Origin of the sequence: Marinobacter alkalisoli (genome assembly GCF_045449855.1) — a bacterium.
Taxonomy (GTDB): Bacteria; Pseudomonadota; Gammaproteobacteria; order Pseudomonadales; family Oleiphilaceae; genus Marinobacter.
Genome location: NZ_JBJJLC010000012.1, coordinates 96,750 through 115,788 on the forward strand (window position 1 = coordinate 96,750; position 19,039 = coordinate 115,788).

The window sequence follows — 19,039 nt, forward strand, 5'->3', positions numbered from 1 at the left end:
AGGATCATCCGGAAGAGCAGCATTAAATTAAAGGCCTAGTTTCAGAGGGGGGGGGGATAAATCGAAGTCCTGACACATTGAAGTGATGTGCCCCTCGAAATGAGCAAGCTCCTCACCCACTTGATATTGCGGGCACAAGAACCATGCCTGGTCTTTAGTAAATATCAGACTGCTGTAGATTGCTTCAACTCCCGCCCATATAGATCGACATCAAATGATCGTCATCCCGGATGTCCTTCTGCGTGCCGGCAAACTTGCGCTTCCCACCCGCAAAGATATAAACACTGTCGGCGACAGGTAGGGCTTCACGAATATTCTGCTCCACCATGATAACGCCGACGCCCCGGTCCTTCAGACTGACGACTCGCTCCATGGTTTCGTGGACCAGTGCGGGCGAGAGTCCGGCCGATGGCTCGTCAAGCATCACAAACGCAGGGTCTGTAACCAGGGCCCGGGCGATGGCCACCATCATCTGCTCTCCCCCCGACAGTGAGCCCGCAGGGGTATTTCTGCGCTGCTGCAGGTTCGGATAATCCGCAATCAGGGATTCAATGCGCTCTTCAACGACATGCTTCTCGTCTAGCGCATAGCCTCCCATCCTGAGGTTTTCCATGACGGTAAATCGCGGAAACACGCCACCGCCCTGAGGCATCATCACAATGCCTTTGCGCACCATGTTGTGTACCGGTAATCCGGTGAGTTCGGTATCGCCAAGTGTTATCCGTCCGGACCATGCGGGCAGGAGACCGGCAATCGCCTTTATGACAGTGGACTTTCCGCTGCCATTGGGTCCGAAAATACAGGTTATCTGCCCCGGAGGTGCAGAGACGGTGATGTCATGCACGATCTCCTGTTTGCCATAACCGGTAACCAGATTGTCGACTCTCAGCTCGTTGCTCATGTGCGCCCCAGGTAGGCTTTCTGGACGTTGGTGTCGCTGGCAATGGTTTCAAAGTCGCCTTCCGCGACGATTTTGCCCTGATCCATCACCACTAGCCGGTCGCAAATTTCCTTTACCATTTCCATGTCATGTTCAATCACCAGAAACGTGATGCCGGTTTTTCTTAACCGCTGTATGGCGTCCAGGATTATCTGGCGAATGTTCGGATGCACGCCCGCAGTGACTTCATCGAGCAGGATCACTTTCGGGTCGCGCACGCAGACCCGTCCGAATTCCACCAGCTTCTGCTGACCTCCAGAAAGCTCCGAGGTCAGGTTGTCGACCACGTGGCTGATTTCCAGCATTTCCAGCGTACTTTCCATCCTCTCACGGGCACGTTGCCAGTCTCCTTCAACGGCGGCCGCCAGCAGGTTGTCCCTGACAGTCATATTGAGAAACAGGGAAGGAATCTGAAAGGTTCTGCTTATGCCGTTACGGGCGATTTTCCAGGTGGGCCAGCCAGTAACGTTGATTCCCTGCAAACGTACCTTCCCGGCATCAGGCTTCTGTCCGCCTGCAGCAAGGCTGAACAGCGTCGACTTACCGCTACCATTGGGGCCAATAACCCCGACTACTTCACTAACATCGGCGGAGAGTGAAACGTCGTCGACTGCGGTAATTCCACCAAAGTGCTTGGTAACCGACTCAATGGCCAGCGGCGGATACTCTGGTGACTCGGCTTTACGGGACGCAGATGACATCAGAGGCCTTCTCCTAAAGTTTGCCGAGAATTCTGGAAATAAGTTCCTTACCGCGCTGGCGTCCCACGATAAGGCTAATCAATCCGTTGGGAAGGAACAGAACCACCAGCGCGATAATAACGCCGAGTATGGGTAGATAGATGACGGTGTCCCCGAACGTCGACCAGATGTAACGATTGGTGATCCAGAGCAATACCGCGCCCAGGGCCGGGCCCCAGACGGTTCCAAGCCCGCCAAGAAGAACCATGACCACCATCTGGTCGGTAATCTCGGGCCCCATGACAGAGTAGGGATCGATATAGGTGGTCCAGTAGGCGTAGATGCTTCCAAAAAGTGCGGTGATGGCTGCCGAGAGAGCAAAAGACTGGACTTTCACCAGGTTTGTCCGGATGCCCAGCGACTCGGCGGCCGGTTCGTCATCCCGCAATGCCTTGATTCGGAATCCGAAGCGTGAACGTTCGATTAACAGCCAGACCCCGATGAAGCTGGCCGCTGATGCGATCAGCATGATGTAGTAGAAGAAAAACTCATTCAGGTAGGCAGGCACGGAGAGCCCGGCTGTGCCACCTGTAAAGTCGAGTACCGTGACCAGTTGCATCAGCATTTCGGCAAACGCCCAGGTGGCGATGGCAAAATAGGCGCCCCTGAGCCGCATGGTCGGCCCGCCAATGGCCACAGCAACGGCGATGGACAGAATGATCGCCGGCAGCAAGGTCACAAAGAACGAGGCGCCAATATTTGACTGCATCAGGATGGCGGTGGTGTAGGCGCCGATTCCGAAGAATGCCGAGTGCCCGAAGCTGATATACCCGGCGTAACCGCCCACAATGTTCCAGGCACAGGCCAGACCCGCCCACATAAGCGCGCCGGTCGCAATTCTCAGAGTGTAAGAGTCAATAAAGGCGGGCAATACCGCAAGGGCGATCACAATAGCCCCGATCAGGAGTGCCCGGACGATGAGTTTTGGGGTTAGAACAGGTTTAGATGCCACGTCCCAGAACTCCTTTGGGTGCAACCAGAAGGACAAGGTACAGGGTTCCGAAAACAATCAGTAAGGAATATCGGGCACCAATATAGGTGCCGACATAAGCTTCAAGCAGACCAAGAGCGAGGCCGGCGACCAGAACACCGCCAACCGATCCAAGCCCTGCGAGCACCGCGACAAAGAATGCAAAGAGCGTGTAGCGAATGCCGACGCTGGGATTAACGGAATAGATGGTCGCGATCAGCACCCCGGCGGATGCGGTCAAAGCGGTATATATACCGTACACCCAGGCGGAAACCCGCTTTACGTCTACCCCCATCAACCCGGCATGGTCATGGCTTTGCGCCAGCGCCCTGACGGCCATGCCAAAGCGACTCCGATAAAGCAGAATAAACAGCCCCAGACTGAACAGCAGCGCCATGAGAAAGGCAGACAATCGCATCAGCGGAATGGTGATCGGACCCAGACTCAGGAACTGACCCGACAAGACGGATTCGACACTGCGGCTGTTGTAGGACCAGAGCCAGAGGGCGCCCCCACGCATGAACAGGAATATGCCGAAAGTAAAGGCCAGTGCCATCAGGTCAGGTCGGGCATACCGGCTGGTCCGGACATGGTATATCAGCGGGCCCAGCCCACGACCGATCAGCAGAAAGAGCGCGAAAACCAGGAAAATACTGATAAAGGGGTCAATGCCGGCCAGGGTTACCAGCCAATAGGCGGTGTAGCCGCCGAGCATGGTCCAGCCCCCGACAGCAAAGTCGATCACGTGCAGTACGCCGAAGGTCAGCTGGAACCCGATGGTCAGGCAAATCAGGATGCCGCCGATCAGGATGCCGTTTACAAGTGTCTGCAGGAAAAGGTCCAACTCGGTACTCCTTATCCAGACTCATCCACGCTTGTTGCCGTCGCCGACAGCCTTCCCTTCAGGAGAACTGTCGGCGACGGTACATCCGGCTGTGTGTCACGAAGTGCCGGGGATTGGGTAGACAAGCTCTCCCTTGGACGCATTCTCCGGAGCCACTGGCACAACATCGCCGCTCTTGATCTGGATGACAACCGGCACCGGCTTGGTATTGTTGTGGAAATGACTCCCTTCCTTGGCAAACCCTACTGGACCGTAGAAGGTTTCAATGTCGGTATCTTCAATGGCCTTGGCGAGTTCCGCACGGGTTTCCTGATCCCAGGGTGGCGCTTTACCGAGCCGGCGTGCGGCGTCCTGCAGTACCAGGCCGCTGGCCGAACAGGCCGCTTCGGTGTAATCCGGTCGTGTTCCCCACCTGGAAAAGGACAGATCTGAATAGTCACTGGCGGTTCCGAACAGTTCGTCCTTGTAAGGTAATCCTTCTGTCCACACGGAGACACCGAGGATGCCGTTTGAGTCGGTTCCGGTTTCTTTGATAAAGGCTGCCGACGTTACACCGTAGTGCATGATCAGGGCCTTGGGCTTGTAATTCAGCGCCTTCGCCGTACTCACAAAATTGATAAAGATATCTTCATGCCCTCCGACAGCCACGATATCCGGGTTGCTCGATTTCAGCTTGGATACAATGGCCGACAGATCAGAGTTAGCGGGAAACAGCTCGTAACTCAGGAGCTCCAGCCCCGACTCTTCGACACCTTTGCGGAAGCCTTCCGCGGTCTCCTTGGAAAACGGTTCGTCAACCCCGATAACCGAAGCGGTTTTTGCCCGATCGCCAAGGTTTTCCGCCAGCACCACCATGGATTTATCGGTGGTGAGATCCACCGCCGGAATCATGCCGAAATTGAAATCCGGCTTTGCCAGCCAGACATTCGGAGACTCCGCGGATCCGGAAATCATCGGCACCCTGTATTTCTGGCTGATGGGTTGTACTGCGAGGGTGACGCCAGAGGTATAGGGCCCGAACAGGACATCGACCTCGTCCTGAATGATCAGCCGTTCCGCAGCATCCGCACCGGAAGCAGGTCGTGACTGGGCATCGCCATAGAACATTTCCACGGGATAGCGCTTTCCCTCAATCTCGATGCCGCCCAGCTTGTTGATTTCTTCGGCCCAAAGATCGTAGCCCCGGCGTGTCAGGTTACCGCCGAAACGATTTGCGCCAGATAATGAAGTGACGACACCAACACGAATCTTGGACTCTTGCGCGTTAACGTTTAACGCTGGAAAACCAAGGGTCATTGCGCCGGTGCCGAGTATAGAATTCCTTAGAAACTTCCTGCGGGAAAATTTATGACTCATGAGCCTGCTCTCCCCCAATGGGTGCATTCAGTGGCTTTGTATATCTGAATACTCCGTGCTGCCGCTCGAAAATCAGCTGATGCAGTTATTCCAGACACATGCTTATGTGTTAGTCCAGATTACCGACGTTTTCAAACTGAATAGCGAAATACGCTCAAATGGTATTGGGCTTTGGAGGCACAATGCTGCGGGGCTTCTTTGAGAAAGACGGTCTGATCTTTACTCCTTGAAATACACCACCTGATGCGTCGTGGCAAGAAGCTCTCCACCTCTGCTCCACACTTCCGCGCTTTGATCAAAGAACCCTTTACCAAAGCGGCTTGCGCGGGCAACACCCAGGACAGGGTCACTGCCTACCGAGGCCAGCTGTTCGCCATCCGCATGAAAGTAGGTGGTCAGGGATACTGTACCGATCGGCACCAGCTTTGGCCGGCGGATGTAGATACGGGGGAAGAAGGCGTCGCAAAGCGCCGACAGGGACAGGAAGTCCAGCGGTCGGGACGGCTGGTCCTGCATCCATACCCGGCTCCGGGAGGGGTAATCCCTGTCTGGCTCGCCCAGCAGCGCACCATCCACAAACCGCATATCGTAGTTCCGGGTCCAGGCTGGCCTTCCCTCTTTCGAGGCAACCGGCAGGTCGGAAGCCGGCGGAACGTCCGGGAAATCGGCCTCTGTCGACGCCCAGGTCTCCCGTCGGCGAGCGGTCACTACCGTGGCAAAGGTAACGACTTCCCCGTCTTGCACCAATTCCACCCACCAGTGCTGGCTGTTGCGGTTGGTGCGCACGGGGCGAGCGATCACCTCGAAGTTGCCGTCACCCACCGGCGCGGCGAAGTTGACGGTCAGGGACACCGGCTCGCCCAGGAGCTCCTCATGGGACAGCACACCCTGGAGCAGGGTTGCGCCGGTGGTACCACCGAACGGCCCCACCATGTTGGCGTAGGCCTGGCTGGTCGTTCCCTGCCAGTGCCCTTTGTCGAGCGGCTCCAGGGCGAGCGCCTGATCGAGAGGATGAACGGGTGATTCGTTATGTGTCATGAGTGCCTCGTGAACGGATGGTATGCCGACGCGGTTCCGGACCCTGTGTCCGGTGAGCGATTTTGATGGCTATATTTGCATACACTGATCGATGAGTCACTGGACCGCCTCCTGCCCCACGATCCGGAAGCAAAAGACTCATAACCCGATTGGCGCCGATTGCACTTGCCCTCACGTCTCCCAAGCCGTAATTTCTCCACATAGGATCTCAGGTGAGTTCCAGCCTGAGGCGACGGTCTGACGTCCGAACAACAAGACAAAAACACCATGCTCGAAGCGACTCCTGAATCATCGGTCTCCCGCGAACATTTCCTGACGACGGTCAAGGGATTGAGGCACGTTGTTGAGCCAGCAAAACTGGAAGCGTCCTTGAGCACAATGATAGGGCCGCGGCCGCACTCCGCTCGCATCCCCCTGGAACACCTGCTGGAACTCCAGGCCGCTATTACCGAAGGCCGCGACGACCCGCTCCTGCTGGCAAAGGCCTACAGCCACCTGAACTACGATCCCGGGTTCATGGGAAGGACATTCCTGGCGGGCGCCCTGAGTCTGGACGAAGCCATCTCATTGCTCTGTCGTTACATGAGGGTGAATTCGGATCTTTGCACCATCAAGCTACAATCCACCCCTGAGTCAGCCACTCTTCGGATAACGCCGGCAACCGGCTACTCGGGGGCCCACGAACAGCTTGATGCGATGGTTTACAGCTTTTCGCGAATTCTGGTGGCCCTGGGCATTCAGTCCATTGATCTCATCAGGCTTAACCATGTGCCTCCCCTCGCCATCCAGGACCAGTATCATCATTTATTTCCCGCCCCGGTGCACTTTGGCGGTAGCGAGCCGGCTATTCAGTTTTCTCCGGAACAGCTCAACCGACAGCTCGACTGGGAAGCATGCCCTGTGGAAAAACTGGCCAGGCGCGAACGGCGGCTCAAACAATTACAGGGGCAACCCAACTGGCTGGAATCCGTCGAAATCCTGATTCCGCCGCTATCCCGCCGGGGAGAGGCGCATATCGACCGGTGCGCGAACCTGCTGGCTGTGAGCCCACGCTCCTTGCAACGCCATATTCGCGCAGAAGGATCGACCTTCCGGGACATCCTGGATCAGAGTCGCCGCAAACTCGCCAGAAACTACCTTTCAAGAGGTTACTCCAACGAAGCAACCGCCTCGCTGCTCGGCTACCGACAGCCAGCCCAATTCTATCGGGCGTTCCGGGAATGGTTTGGCTGCTCACCCTCTGTGTACCAACACTCCCTTCCCACTTAGTCCGTGCCGATATACGGCTAAAACATAAACAACAATCGCAAGGAGAAAAGCATGCGTAAAGCACTGCTACGGGCCACGCTTGCCTGTACAACCGTCACGACCCCACTGGTTATGGCAGACCAATCACTGACAGACCAGGTCATACAGGGCGCTGAATCTGTTCACCAGCAAGCCATTGAATGGCGCCATGACGTACACCAACACCCGGAACTCGGCAATCAGGAGCACCGAACCGCCAAGCTGGTCGCCGACCATCTCCGCAAGCTGGGAATGGAGGTCCAAACCGATGTCGGGAAAACCGGTGTAGTAGGCATCCTTAAAGGCGGCCTTCCCGGGCCGGTGGTGGGTCTCAGGGCAGACATGGATGCGCTGCCCGTCAAGGAGCGTACCGGGCTGCCCTATGCGTCTGAAGTTATCCAGAAATACCAGGGCGAGGAAACTCACGTCATGCACGCCTGCGGGCACGACGCCCACGTCGCTATCCTGATGGCGGTCGCCCAGAACCTCGCCAACGTCCGGGATCAACTTCCGGGTACCGTGAAGTTCATTTTCCAGCCGGCTGAAGAGGGGCCCAGCGACTACGTCTATAAAGGCGAACAGCACTTTGGTGCTCGCCTGATGGTGGAGGAAGGGGTTCTCAAGAACCCGGATGTGGACGCCATCTTCGGGCTTCATGTGACCTCAAAAGCCCCCACCGGAATCATCGGCTACCGTAGCGGCCCCACAATGGCCAGCAGCTCGGATCTCTATATCACGGTGAAAGGTGAGCAAACCCATGGTGCACAGCCCTGGGATGGCGTTGACCCGATCGTAGCGAGTGCCCAGATCATCAACGGACTGCAAACGGTGGTCAGCCGCAAAACCAACATCATGCCGGCTCCGGCGGTTGTCACTATCGGCACCATTGACGGCGGCTCCCGCCACAATATCATTCCGGACTCCGTCAAAATGAGCGGCACCATCCGCACCTTTGACGATGACGTGCAGCAGCAGGTAAACGAGCACGTGACCACGACCACGGAACATATTGCTCACGCTTCCGGCGCTGAAGCAGACGTTTCTATCGTTAACAATTACGCCACGACGGTGAACGATCCTGCCCTCACCCAACAGATGCTACCCACCCTGAAGCGTGTCGCTCCCAAGCAGGTGTTCGAGGTGCCACTGGTCACCGGTTCCGAGGACTTTTCGTATTATGCGAAGGAAGTACCCGGGCTGTTCTTTTTCCTCGGTGTGACACCGATGGAGAACATGAAAAATGCGGCTCCCAATCATTCACCGGAGTTCTATGTGGATGACAAGGCACTGGTCACCGGAATCAAGGCACTGTCTGCCTTGACGAGCGACTACCTGCAAAGCCATCCACCCCAGCAAGATTGATAATTTCGAGCACAGGGGCCATTTTCGGCCCCTACCTCTTCCAGACGCTTTATCTGCATACTCAGCGCCGAGGGTGTGCGAAAGACCTGTTTCGCGGCCCGGGTAAGCAGGAATTCCGTCGCCCATCCCTGCGCCCTGATGCACCCCAACAGCCACCCAGTCTGGACTTCTATATGCCGGCGACACCGCCGCCCGCCTTCATGGCAACGCTTGAGTTCTGGGTCAGAATCTTTCGGCGCAGGCACCATTTCCGGCGCCTGTTTGTATCGTTGCTGGAGGAGAATGGTCAGATACTTTCTGACATCGGTTATGAGCGGGGGGATATTCAGTGGGCACTAGGGCTGCCACTGAAAATCGACGCACTGAAGGCCCTGGCGGCTTGTCGCAGGGCCCGCTCAAAGACTATATCGTCTGCAGAGAGGATTGAACTGGATTGAGGAGGAAAGAATTGCCTCAATTGCCATCCCTATCCGATCTGGGGAGGAGGTACTGGCCTGCCTGAACCTTGTTTACATTGCAGAGGCGATGTCTATCGATGAGGCCGCCAGAAAATACCTTCCTGCGATGGAGAAAATCAGGGACCAGATTGAAAGCCAGTTATCCAGCCAGGCTGAGTAAGATCACTGGCGCAGCTTTCCTCACCTGCGCTTTCATCTCAGCTCAATCCAGAGTTTGAAGTTCAATACCGATCCAATGCCATCCAGTGTCCGAATCGTCGGATTGCCGTTACCACTTTCGATCGAGCGATCTGTTAGGCGATCTCCTTCCCCCGCACCCACGCCGCCCTAACCGTTTCCGAAGCCACTCCGGCCAGAAGCCCGAAAAACGGGTCAGCCCAGACGGTGACAAGCGCAGTGATTGCGATGACAGGCCAGCAGGATGGTTTGACTGTCCAGAGACGCCTGGACATAGCAAGCTCGACTGCAGCCACTAACAACAGAGCTCCGAGACCCGCCGTTGGAATGGCCGCAATGACTGACAGGCCGCCCGGTATGAAAGCGACCGCGAGCAAACATGTGCCAAGCAATACAGGGGCCAAGCCGGTCCGGGCCCCGAAGCGATAGTGCGCCGCCAGGCCACCGGCCCCGTGACACATGGGCAAGGCACCGAGCGGTACCATAAAGAGGTTGGCCAGGCCGGTAGTCACTGACAGCCGGGCTGGCGAAACGCGACGGGATTGCTCGCCAAAGTAATCCTCCGCCACAAGAGCGGTCAGCACGATGGCATTGGTTATCGTCAGGGCCAACTGGGGCAGCACCAACAGGGAAAACGCCTGTTGCCAATCGTTTATGCCCGGCAGGCCAGGCAACGCAAACGTGACCCGATCCATAACAGGAAGCGGAAGTCCCGGCGCCCCCAGCAGCATGCCAATTGTCATAGCCGCACAAAGACCTATCAGCGTTGCCGGCATATTCGGCAACATCTTCAGGGTAATGATCAGGATCGATAAAGTGACCAAACCCACCGGCAAGGAGGTGGCCATCAAACCTATGCTCATGTTGGCCAGCATCAACCCCAGCCCCAACTGAAGGCCGCTCAGCACCGATCTGGGCATAAGACGCGCCGCCCGGTTAATCCATCCGGTTGAGCCCAGTAACAACAGTATGACGCCTATCAGCACGCCACTGGCGATCAGGCTCTGGGAACTCACCTGGGTCGTAAGCAACAATGCAGTTACCGCTTTCATGGGCTGCACGGGTATCGGCAGACGATAATACAGCCCCGTTGCGATGTAGAACGCAGCAAACCCCAGCAGTACGGGTATCGGAGCCAATCCTGCCAACCCGATTGCCCCCAGCCCCAGTGGAATCAGGGTACCAATGTCACCCAACGCCCCGCTGGCATCCTTCACTGGATCTTTTTGGATTGAAGGCATGCAGACTCCCACTCACTGGCCTGTTTATTATTGGCGCCACTCAGGCGTTATACACAACGTGCCCCAGTTCACTGACGTCGTAACCGCCCAGCGCGTCGGCGCGCTGTATGAAGCGCTCGCTACCGGCAAACGCCAGCAGGCGCTGCATGGCTGGCTCAAAGTAGTGACGCCGGCGCATGGCCAGGTCGAAACTTTCCTGCCGCAGAGGAATAAAAGCCAGCCCCTGGCGACGTGCCGCAGCTTCGATTCCCAGGCCGACATCTGCTTCGCCCTGGCGAATGGCCAAAGCAAGATCATCTTCGCTGAGCGACGGATGAGCCGCCCACGTAAGTTGCGTGGCATCGATGCGATGGCGGGCGAGCAAACTTTGTAGCAAATGGCTGACGCCGGCATCAGGCTGGCGATGCGCAAGACGTATGCCAGGGCGGGCGATATCCTCAAGTCGTGCAAGCCTATGCGGGTTATCGGGGGCCAAAAGAAGCCCCTGCTGGCGCTTTGCCCACCGGATCAGCACCAGATCACGCATCCCGCTCAGCCCCAACGTGGCAGGGTCATTGTAGCGCTCGTTTTCAGCATGCCAGATATGCATCCCCGCGAGCATCGCGCGCCCGGCAATTAATCTTTGTACGCCATCGCCGCTACCCTGACACAGCAAAGCCAGCTCCGCGCCGCTCTCCTTCACGGCCCACTCCAGCAGCGGATCCTGGCTTCCTGCCAGGACCGGCGGGGTCGGAGCGCTGACGGCATCGTCCCCCTCCAGATGGTTCATCAACCACAGATCAATACGTTGACGCGGAAACAGAAGCTTTCCCGTCACCCGTACACAGGGAATAACACCCTGGCTGACCAGGTCGTAGACTTTGCGCTCTTTCAGGCGCAGATACTCGGCGGCTTCGGCCGTGGTGAGGTAAGCGGGAAGGGGCATCGGTCTCTCCTGCTGTCCGGGAAAAGCCCAAGACTGTTTTTAGCTGCATAATTTCCAACAGACTGTGCAAAGCGTAGTCAGAAACGCCACGATGCTCAATATCAAGGAGACGCAGCCGTGGACAACAATGCTTTTAATGTGGCTCTCTCGCTACTGTTAAACCTCGACGCCTCGCTCTTTCAGATCGTAGCGCTTTCGCTGCAGGTTTCGCTGCTGGCGGTACTGATCGCAGCTGTGCTGGGGTTTCCGCTCGGTGCGGCAGTGGCGCTGTGGCGCTTCCCCGGGCGCGGCGGAATGATTGTCCTGCTCAATGCCCTGATGGGACTCCCTCCCGTCGTGGTCGGGCTCACCGTATATCTATTGCTCTCCCGCGCCGGGCCGCTGGGTGAGTGGGGTTTTCTGTTTACGCCGGGTGCCATGGTCATTGCCCAGGTGGTGCTGGTATTGCCGATTCTGGCCGCGCTCTCGCGCCAGAAAGTGGAAGAGCTTCTGGGTGAGTACCGCGAGCAGTTTATTTCACTGGGCATGTCGCGCCCACGCATGATGCCTACCCTGTTGTGGGATGCCCGCTTTACTCTGTTGACCATTCTGCTTGCGGGGTTTGGCCGTGCCAGCGCCGAGGTGGGCGCGGTGATGATGGTGGGCGGCAACATTGATGGTGTCACCCGGGTAATGACGACCGCCATTGTGCTGGAAACCGGCAAGGGCAACCTGCCCCTGGCGCTGGGGCTGGGAATTGTGTTGTTGACGCTGGTCATGCTGATTAACGCTGGCGTCTACCTGGTGGGTGAACTGGCCAGAAGGCGGACAGGATGACCTCATTTAACGCTCCACTCCTCTCCTCGTCCGCTCTTTTCCCGCCACCGACGCTGCGCTTTGATGGCGTCGCTTTCAGCCCCCAGGATAAGGCGTTGCTGGGACCGTGCTCATTCACTCTGGAAGGCGCCGGCCCCACCCTGGTGATGGGGCCTAACGGGGCGGGCAAGAGTCTTGTGCTGCGACTGGCCCACGGTTTGCTCTCTCCCACTCAGGGACGGGTGACGTGGTCAGGTGAGGGGCGCCCCCACCAGGCGATGGTGTTCCAGCAACCGGTGCTTTTGCGCCGCTCGGCCTTGGCCAACCTCATTCACGCGTTGGCGGTGAATAACGTTCCGCGCAAGGCACGTGCGAAGCTCGCTTTTGATGCGCTTGAGCGTTTTGGCCTCACCGCCTGCACCGATACGCCCGCGCGCGTACTCTCCGGCGGCGAACAGCAGCGCCTGGCGCTGGCGCGGGCCTGGGTGCTTTCTCCTCAGGTGCTGTTTCTGGATGAACCCACCTCCGCACTCGACCCGGCGGCGATCAAAGCCGTAGAGGCCGCGGTGCGCGAATTTCATCAGCGGGGTACGCGTATTGTGATGACCACTCACGATCTGCATCAGGCCAGGCGCCTTGCCGGGGATGTACTGTTTCTTTCCGGCGGAAAAGTACGCGAACACACCCCTGCTGAAGCCTTTTTTAACGCGCCCGCCTCACGAGAGGCGCAAGCGTTTATTACCGGAGGATTGGTCGAGTAGCTGCCCATTGGATGCGCTCAGTCCGCGACAGGAGAATAACAGGATGAAAACAGTCTTGACCCGGTTATTTGCAGGTGTAATCAGCATGGGCCTGACATTCAGCGCTTACGCCCATGACTACATAACGCTGGCCTCAACCACCTCCACCGAGAACTCGGGGCTGTTCGACGCCATTTTACCGCGGTTCGAAGACGCCACCGGCATTGAGGTGCGGGTGGTGGCCGTAGGCACCGGGCAGGCGCTTGAAATCGCCCGTCGCGGCGATGCCGACAGCCTTCTGGTGCACGACACCGCCGGCGAGCAGCGCTTAGTGAACAACGACACCGCCAGCGAGCGAGCCGATGTCATGTACAACGACTTCGTGTTGATTGGCCCTGCAGATGATCCCGCGAATATCGGTGAAGCGCAAAGTGCCGCCGACGCATTTGCGGCCATTGCCAATGCCGGGGTCCCCTTCACCTCGCGCGGCGACGACAGCGGCACCAATCGCGCCGAACTACGCCTCTGGGCATACGCCGGCGTCGAGCCCGACGGCGACTGGTACCGCGAACTCGGCAGCGGCATGGGACCCACCCTCAACACCGCCGCCGCCATGGATGCATACGTATTGTCGGATCGCGCCACCTGGGTGGCATTTGGCAATGGTCAGAACCTGACGCTGCTCTTTGAAGGCGACGAAGTGCTGTTCAACCAGTACGGTAGTGTGCTGATCTCCGAAGAAAAGCATCCGCACCTCAAGCACGATCTGGCCAGGCAATGGCACAATTGGCTGGTGTCCGACACTGGCCAACAAGCGATTGCCGACTTTAAAGTGGACGGACAACAGCTATTCTTCCCGAATGCCAAATAGGCTAATCTCTGTCGAGTTGCATCGGGATTCAAGTCTGCGACGTTCCTGGGAGGGCTACAATAATAATGACGATAACCAAGGTTTTGCCGAATCCTACAGACCCTCGACTGTCCCGCACGGTTGAGGGCGTTGATGAAATCGGTCAACCAAAGTCGATCAGCGTGATCGAGGAGCGTCCCCTGACGATTTACCTGAACAGCCAGGAAATCGTCACGGCCATGACCATCGGCGACCACCCGGAGTACCTGGCACTGGGTTTCCTGCTGAATCAGGGCATGTTGAAGGAGACCGATGAGGTCACGAAGATTGATTTTGACGAGGAGCTGGAAGTCGCCGTGGTCCGCACCGCCGGTGTCACGGACGTGGAAGACAAGCTGGAAAAGAAAACCCGGACCTCCGGCTGCGCCGTGGGCACGGTGTTCGGTGACATGATGGCGGGGCTTGAAGGGCTGTCGCTACCGGACACACCGGTGCTCACCAGCACTTTTTACGATCTCTCCTACCAGATCAACCACACCCCCAGCCTGTACATGGAAACCGGCGCCATTCACGGCACCGCCCTGTGTCAGGACCGGGAAATCCTGGCCTACATGGAGGATGTCGGGCGCCACAATGCGGTCGACAAGATTGCTGGCTGGATGCACCTGAACGGCATCCCGGCAGCCGATAAAGTCCTCTACACCACGGGCCGTCTGACCTCCGAAATGGTCATCAAGACGTCCCTGATGGGCATCCCGACCCTGATCAGCCGGTCGGGCTTCACCGCCTGGGGCGTCGATATCGCCCGGCAGGTCGGGTTGACACTGATCGGACGGATGCGAGGCAAGAAATTCACCTGTCTCAGTGGCCAGCACCGCCTGGTGTTCGACCAGGACTTGTCGCAGGTTCCCGATGAAGACAAGAAATTGCGTCGAAAAGGGGCAGAGCATGACTGATTGTGCTGTCATCCTGGCCGGTGGCCAGGCAAACCGTATGGGTGGTGGTGACAAGGGGCGATTGATGCTGGGGGATCAGTCGTTGATCCAGCGGGTCATCGACCGGATCACGCCGCAGGTCGATGCCGTGGTGTTGAACGCCAACGGAGATCCGAGTCGGTTTGATGATCTGGGTCTGCCCGTGGTGGCCGACTCTGTACCTGGCTATCCGGGTCCTCTGGCTGGTGTGCTGGCGGGAATGGACTGGGCTGCCGAACAGGGCCATGACTGGCTGATCAGTGTCGCCGCTGATACTCCATCGTTCCCGCTGGACCTGGTAGAGCGGCTGGCCGGGCATGATACCCCGGTGGTGCTGGCAGCCACACCCGATCCGGAACGCGGCCGCCTCCCCCAGCCGACGTTTGGCCGCTGGCAGGTGTCGTTGCGACAGGATCTGCGAGCCGCCCTGAATGACGGCGTACGCAAGATTCGCCAGTGGACACAAGCCCAGGGTGAAACGTTGGTGGTTTTTGGCGAGGACGACTTTTTCAATATTAATACGCCGGAAGACCTGGCCTGGGCGGAGCAACACCTGAAGTGAACGTTATCGGCATCGTGGGCTGGAAAAACTGCGGAAAAACCACGCTGGCCGCCGCTCTGATTCATGAGCTTGCCGGCCGGGGATTAACGGTAAACTCAATCAAGCATGCTCACCACGCGGTGGACGTGGACCAGCCCGGCACCGACAGTTACAAACACCGTGACGCCGGGGCCCGCGAAGTCATTCTGGCGGGTGGACAGCGCTTCGCCATCATGCATGAGCTGCGGGGCGCCGAAGAACCAACCCTGGATGACTTGCTGGCGCGACTGAGCCCCTGCGACTGGGTCGTGGTTGAGGGCTTTAAAACCCACGCACACCCCAAGATCGAGGTACACAGGCGGGAATGCCCGAGCGCGCCCCTTTATCCGGAAGACACCAACATTATTGCTGTAGCAGCGGACTATGCAGCGGACTTCCCGGGCCCGGTTTTCGATATCAACGATGTCGCCGGAATTGCCGACTTTATTCTGAGCCCAAGCCTCAGCCCAAAAGAGTCACGAGCGGAAAAATCATGAACCAGCTTCGTAACGACTGTTTTGCCTTGCCCCCCGGGGTGAACTGGACGCCGATAGAAGAGGCGCTGGCGCGGTTGCGCTCGCGTTTACATCCGGTGGTGGACGTGGAGCACTCCGTTCCCCTGTCACAGGTCAATGGCCGGATACTGGCGAGCGATGTCCATGCGCCTCGCCCCCATCCCCCGAGTAACAATTCCGCAGTCGATGGCTATGCGTTTGCGGGCCCCCTGACAGACGCGCCCTGCACCCTGCCACTGGTTGACGGTCGCAGCGCCGCCGGGGAACCGTATACGGGGCAGGTGCCCGAGGGCCACGCCATCCGCATCCTGACCGGCGCGGTGATTCCCGCCGGCACGGATACGGTGGTGCTGGAGGAAGACTGCGAGGTCGTCGATGGGCAGCTGCATCTGAACGGCACTTTGAAAACCGGCGCCAATGCGCGCAAAGCCGGTGAGGACATCCAGGCCCGGGACCGGATTCTCACGGCAGGTACCCGTCTGACACCGACACAGATTTCAGTTCTGGCCAGCGTGGGCGTGGCGTCGGTCGACGTTTACCAGCGGCTGCGCGTCGGCGTCCTGTCCACCGGTGATGAGGTAAAGCCGGTCGGCTCGGCGGTGACCGACTGGCAGATCTATGACGCCAACCGCCCGATGCTGAGCGCCCTGGTGACGCAACTGGGCTATGAACTGGTGGACCTGGGCCATGCGCTCGACCGGGCTGAAGACGTAAAAGCGGCCCTGCAGCGGGGCGCGGAACAATGCGACCTGATCCTGACCAGCGGCGGTGTGTCGGCCGGCGACGAGGATCACGTGTCAAAAACGCTGAAAGCCCACGGTGAGATCAGCAACTGGCGAATCGCCATCAAGCCCGGCCGTCCACTGGCGCTGGCCATGTTCCAGGGAACCCCCGTGGTGGGTCTGCCAGGTAATCCGGTGGCCGCCTGGGTCTGCGCGCTGCGTTTCGGCGCGCCGGCAATGGCGCTGCTGGCCGGCGGTGAATGGTTTGAGCCCCAGGGCTACCTGATACCGGCGGATTTTTCGAAGAACAAGAAGCCGGGGCGCAGCGAGATGCTGAGGGCCCGGGTTCGCAATGGGAAGGTAGAAGTCTTCGGTTCGGAGGGCTCGGGCCGGGTGACCGGGCTGGCCTGGTCCGAGGGGCTGGTGGAACTGGATGAAAGCGCCCGGCAGATCGAGCCGGGAACCCCCGTGCGGTTTATACCCTACGGCAGCTTCGGGCTGTAATCAGTCGACACTGCCGTGAACGGCAAACGCCTCCAGTGACGCATCCCGGGGAGCCTGCGAGCGGTAGGTTTCCTCGACCCCCAGCTCGGTCAGCGTGCGACTGACCATCAGCAGGGTGTTATCCTCGAAGTCCTCGCACATGCTGCGCATCTGGTCGATTTCTTCACAGGCAACCGGGTAGGCCGCATCGATATCCGGCGCGCCGTAACACTCGACAAAGGTCCGCGCCAGGGTCTGGCGCAACTCCTCCAGCTCGGCTTCAGTGATGTCGCACACGCCAACGAAACTGGCGCGTCCACCGGACTCTATGCTGTACCAGCCGTTGCGGAAGGCCTGGCGGGCCTTGCCCGTCAGGTCCGCCTCGGTCCAGTTGGAAAACTCGAATCCGCCCGAGATGGCCCATTCACCACTGGGGGCCGGCAGGGCAAACACATTGTCATCGGATACATCCAGTCTCAGGGTCCGCGCCAGTTTCATACGTGCTCCGCAAATTCAATCAAACTCACTGTCTCGGTCATAACGTCCTGACGCAACAGCATGCGGCCTTTCTCATCCAGCCCCACAAAGAGTCCGGCCCTGGGCTGCTCGATCATTTTTCCCAGGGTATCGCAGCGTGGCCGCCATTCGTTGTGTATGCGCTCGAAGCCGCTGTCCATAAAGTAGGTCAGCCATAGCAGCGTGTGTTTGGACCAGCTTTCCAGTAGCGCCATGGGCGTGATCTCAACACAACCTTCCTCATGCAGGCAGGTCTGATTCGGCGTTTCTCCGGGCTCATCACTCACTGGCAAGAAAGGTACCTCAATGCCGATCACCAGCCAGTTCGGCTGAGCCTTGGCGTCTGACACATCCGCTGCAAAGCGAACACTGCCGCAGACCGCGCCATTGACCTTGATGCGATCGGGCCATTGAAAGTGCACGGGTACTTCCGGTGGGGCCAGTGCCCCCAGGCTCTCCGCCAGGCCTATCTGGGCCACATAGACCGCCTGAATTGCCTCTTCCAGGGGCGTTTCCGGCGACAGCACCAGGGCCGCACGCAAGGTATCGACCGCCTCCGAGTAGAAAATCGTGCCTGAATCTACCCCGGCGATGGCGCGGCTGACGGCTTTTTCAAAGGGGTCTGTGTGCCTGGGCGCCGCTTCCCCAGAGAGCAGTGGCGGGAATTGTGGTGATTCATTCATCGGATGGCCTCGGCGTATGCCTCTGAGGCGATAATCTCATCCGCGATACGCTGGAACGCCCTGGACTGGGGGCTGTCCGGCTTTGACACCACAATCGGTACCCCGCCGTCCGACCCGACCCGGATATCCAGATCCAGCGGGATCTCGCCCAGGAAGGGAGCGCCCAGCTTTTCCGCCTCCGCCCGGGCGCCGCCGGAACCAAATGGATGATGTTCCTTGCCACAGCCATCGCAGACAAAGGAAGCCATGTTTTCGATCAGGCCGAATAGCGGTACGCCCATCCGGTTGAACATATCAATGCCCTTGCGCGCATCCATCAGCGCGATGTCCTGGGGGGTCGAGACCACAACCGCGCCGGCCACAAAGAATTTCTGACTCAGGGTCATCTGAACGTCACCGGTGCCCGGGGGCAGGTCCACCAGCATGACGTCGAGCCTGCCCCAGTCCACCTGGTTCATCATCTGTTGCAGGGCGCCCATCAACATGGGGCCACGCCAGACGATGGCCTCGTCATCCGAAGCCATCAGGCCCAGTGACATCAGGGTCACGCCGTGGTTGCGCAGGGGCAGGATGGTGTGCCCATCGGGGCTGGACGGTCGGCCGGACACCCCCAGCATGCGGGGCTGGCTGGGGCCGTAGACGTCGGCATCCAAAAGGCCAACCTTCAGACCTTTCGAGGCCAGCGCCACCGCCAGGTTGGAGGCCACAGTCGATTTGCCAACACCGCCTTTGCCCGAGGCGATGGCGATGATGCGATCAACTCCCTTCGGGTTCTTGTCCTGCGGGCGGGGCGCGTCGGTCCCGATCAGCTTGCTTTTGTCGGCGTCTACGTATTGAACCATG

21 protein-coding genes are annotated in these 19,039 nt (G+C 58.7%); 10 read left to right on the forward strand and 11 right to left on the reverse strand.

Annotated features, from left to right (window positions below):
• Positions 1–184: 184 nt before the first annotated feature.
• The 6 genes from ACJO5Y_RS06155 to ACJO5Y_RS06180 form a co-directional block, all read right to left on the reverse strand.
• On the reverse strand, positions 185–901 hold the full coding sequence (locus ACJO5Y_RS06155) for an ABC transporter ATP-binding protein (protein ID WP_406985545.1): 717 nt from the start codon (positions 899–901) through the stop codon (positions 185–187).
• Entirely contained in the window at positions 898–1,641 is a 744-nt protein-coding gene (locus ACJO5Y_RS06160) for an ABC transporter ATP-binding protein (protein ID WP_406985546.1), read from the reverse strand. Before ACJO5Y_RS06160 ends, ACJO5Y_RS06155 begins: the two co-directional genes overlap by 4 nt.
• 13 nt (positions 1,642–1,654) lie before the next feature.
• Entirely contained in the window at positions 1,655–2,632 is a 978-nt protein-coding gene (locus tag ACJO5Y_RS06165) for a branched-chain amino acid ABC transporter permease (protein ID WP_406985547.1), read from the reverse strand.
• Entirely contained in the window at positions 2,622–3,494 is an 873-nt protein-coding gene (locus ACJO5Y_RS06170) for a branched-chain amino acid ABC transporter permease (RefSeq protein ID WP_406985548.1), read from the reverse strand. Before ACJO5Y_RS06170 ends, ACJO5Y_RS06165 begins: the two co-directional genes overlap by 11 nt.
• 96 nt (positions 3,495–3,590) lie before the next feature.
• A complete protein-coding gene (locus tag ACJO5Y_RS06175; protein WP_406985549.1) occupies positions 3,591–4,850 on the reverse strand; it encodes an amino acid ABC transporter substrate-binding protein in 1,260 nt (419 codons plus the stop codon).
• Between the two features lie 219 nt (positions 4,851–5,069).
• Positions 5,070–5,888 (reverse strand): acyl-CoA thioesterase, encoded by an 819-nt coding sequence (locus tag ACJO5Y_RS06180; RefSeq protein WP_406985550.1) that lies wholly within the window; start codon positions 5,886–5,888, stop codon positions 5,070–5,072.
• Positions 5,889–6,155: 267 nt separating this feature from the next.
• Here ACJO5Y_RS06180 and ACJO5Y_RS06185 point away from each other — a divergent pair, with 267 nt between their 5' ends.
• The 3 genes from ACJO5Y_RS06185 to ACJO5Y_RS06195 all read left to right on the forward strand — a co-directional run bounded on the left by ACJO5Y_RS06185 (position 6,156) and on the right by ACJO5Y_RS06195 (position 8,974).
• Positions 6,156–7,157 carry a helix-turn-helix domain-containing protein gene (locus tag ACJO5Y_RS06185; protein ID WP_406985551.1) on the forward strand — a complete coding sequence of 334 codons (1,002 nt, stop codon included), beginning with the start codon at positions 6,156–6,158 and terminating at the stop codon, positions 7,155–7,157.
• 51 nt (positions 7,158–7,208) lie between these two features.
• A complete protein-coding gene (locus ACJO5Y_RS06190) occupies positions 7,209–8,537 on the forward strand; it encodes an amidohydrolase (protein ID WP_406985552.1) in 1,329 nt (442 codons plus the stop codon).
• Between the two features lie 173 nt (positions 8,538–8,710).
• Positions 8,711–8,974 carry a hypothetical protein gene (locus ACJO5Y_RS06195; RefSeq protein WP_406985553.1) on the forward strand — a complete coding sequence of 88 codons (264 nt, stop codon included), beginning with the start codon at positions 8,711–8,713 and terminating at the stop codon, positions 8,972–8,974.
• A gap of 314 nt (positions 8,975–9,288) precedes the next feature.
• On the opposite strand, the gene ACJO5Y_RS06200 is transcribed toward ACJO5Y_RS06195, so the two are convergent.
• Positions 9,289–10,413 carry a putative sulfate/molybdate transporter gene (locus ACJO5Y_RS06200; RefSeq protein WP_406985554.1) on the reverse strand — a complete coding sequence of 375 codons (1,125 nt, stop codon included), beginning with the start codon at positions 10,411–10,413 and terminating at the stop codon, positions 9,289–9,291.
• 40 nt (positions 10,414–10,453) lie between these two features.
• Entirely contained in the window at positions 10,454–11,338 is an 885-nt protein-coding gene (locus ACJO5Y_RS06205; RefSeq protein WP_406985555.1) for a substrate-binding domain-containing protein, read from the reverse strand.
• Positions 11,339–11,455: 117 nt separating this feature from the next.
• On the opposite strand from ACJO5Y_RS06205, the gene ACJO5Y_RS06210 reads away from it, so the two are divergent.
• The 7 genes from ACJO5Y_RS06210 (at position 11,456) to ACJO5Y_RS06240 (ending at position 17,018) form a co-directional block, all read left to right on the forward strand.
• The gene (locus tag ACJO5Y_RS06210; RefSeq protein ID WP_406985556.1) at positions 11,456–12,154 is read left to right on the forward strand and encodes an ABC transporter permease; all 699 of its coding nucleotides are present in this window, start codon (positions 11,456–11,458) and stop codon (positions 12,152–12,154) included.
• Complete coding sequence (locus ACJO5Y_RS06215) at positions 12,151–12,894, forward strand: ABC transporter ATP-binding protein (RefSeq protein WP_406985557.1); 744 nt, start codon at positions 12,151–12,153, stop codon at positions 12,892–12,894. Before ACJO5Y_RS06210 ends, ACJO5Y_RS06215 begins: the two co-directional genes overlap by 4 nt.
• 43 nt (positions 12,895–12,937) lie before the next feature.
• The gene (locus ACJO5Y_RS06220) at positions 12,938–13,744 is read left to right on the forward strand and encodes an ABC transporter substrate-binding protein (RefSeq protein ID WP_406985558.1); all 807 of its coding nucleotides are present in this window, start codon (positions 12,938–12,940) and stop codon (positions 13,742–13,744) included.
• A gap of 65 nt (positions 13,745–13,809) precedes the next feature.
• Positions 13,810–14,679: a formate dehydrogenase accessory sulfurtransferase FdhD gene (locus ACJO5Y_RS06225; RefSeq protein ID WP_406985559.1), complete on the forward strand. Its 870-nt coding sequence runs from the start codon at positions 13,810–13,812 to the stop codon at positions 14,677–14,679.
• Positions 14,672–15,259 carry a molybdenum cofactor guanylyltransferase MobA gene (mobA, locus tag ACJO5Y_RS06230; RefSeq protein WP_406985560.1) on the forward strand — a complete coding sequence of 196 codons (588 nt, stop codon included), beginning with the start codon at positions 14,672–14,674 and terminating at the stop codon, positions 15,257–15,259. Before ACJO5Y_RS06225 ends, mobA begins: the two co-directional genes overlap by 8 nt.
• Positions 15,256–15,774: a molybdopterin-guanine dinucleotide biosynthesis protein B gene (gene mobB, locus ACJO5Y_RS06235; protein ID WP_406985561.1), complete on the forward strand. Its 519-nt coding sequence runs from the start codon at positions 15,256–15,258 to the stop codon at positions 15,772–15,774. The genes mobA and mobB overlap by 4 nt, the downstream gene beginning before the upstream one ends.
• Positions 15,771–17,018 carry a molybdopterin-binding protein gene (locus ACJO5Y_RS06240; protein WP_406985562.1) on the forward strand — a complete coding sequence of 416 codons (1,248 nt, stop codon included), beginning with the start codon at positions 15,771–15,773 and terminating at the stop codon, positions 17,016–17,018. Before mobB ends, ACJO5Y_RS06240 begins: the two co-directional genes overlap by 4 nt.
• Here ACJO5Y_RS06240 and ACJO5Y_RS06245 read toward each other — a convergent pair whose 3' ends face one another.
• The 3 genes from ACJO5Y_RS06245 to ACJO5Y_RS06255 are packed head-to-tail and all read right to left on the reverse strand — an operon-like array spanning position 17,019 to position 19,038.
• A complete protein-coding gene (locus ACJO5Y_RS06245) occupies positions 17,019–17,495 on the reverse strand; it encodes a DUF6505 family protein (RefSeq protein WP_406985563.1) in 477 nt (158 codons plus the stop codon).
• The gene (locus tag ACJO5Y_RS06250; RefSeq protein ID WP_406985564.1) at positions 17,492–18,196 is read right to left on the reverse strand and encodes a biotin/lipoate--protein ligase family protein; all 705 of its coding nucleotides are present in this window, start codon (positions 18,194–18,196) and stop codon (positions 17,492–17,494) included. Before ACJO5Y_RS06250 ends, ACJO5Y_RS06245 begins: the two co-directional genes overlap by 4 nt.
• Positions 18,193–19,038 carry an Mrp/NBP35 family ATP-binding protein gene (locus tag ACJO5Y_RS06255; RefSeq protein WP_406985565.1) on the reverse strand — a complete coding sequence of 282 codons (846 nt, stop codon included), beginning with the start codon at positions 19,036–19,038 and terminating at the stop codon, positions 18,193–18,195. The genes ACJO5Y_RS06250 and ACJO5Y_RS06255 overlap by 4 nt, the downstream gene beginning before the upstream one ends.
• Between the last annotated feature and the right edge of the window lies 1 nt (position 19,039).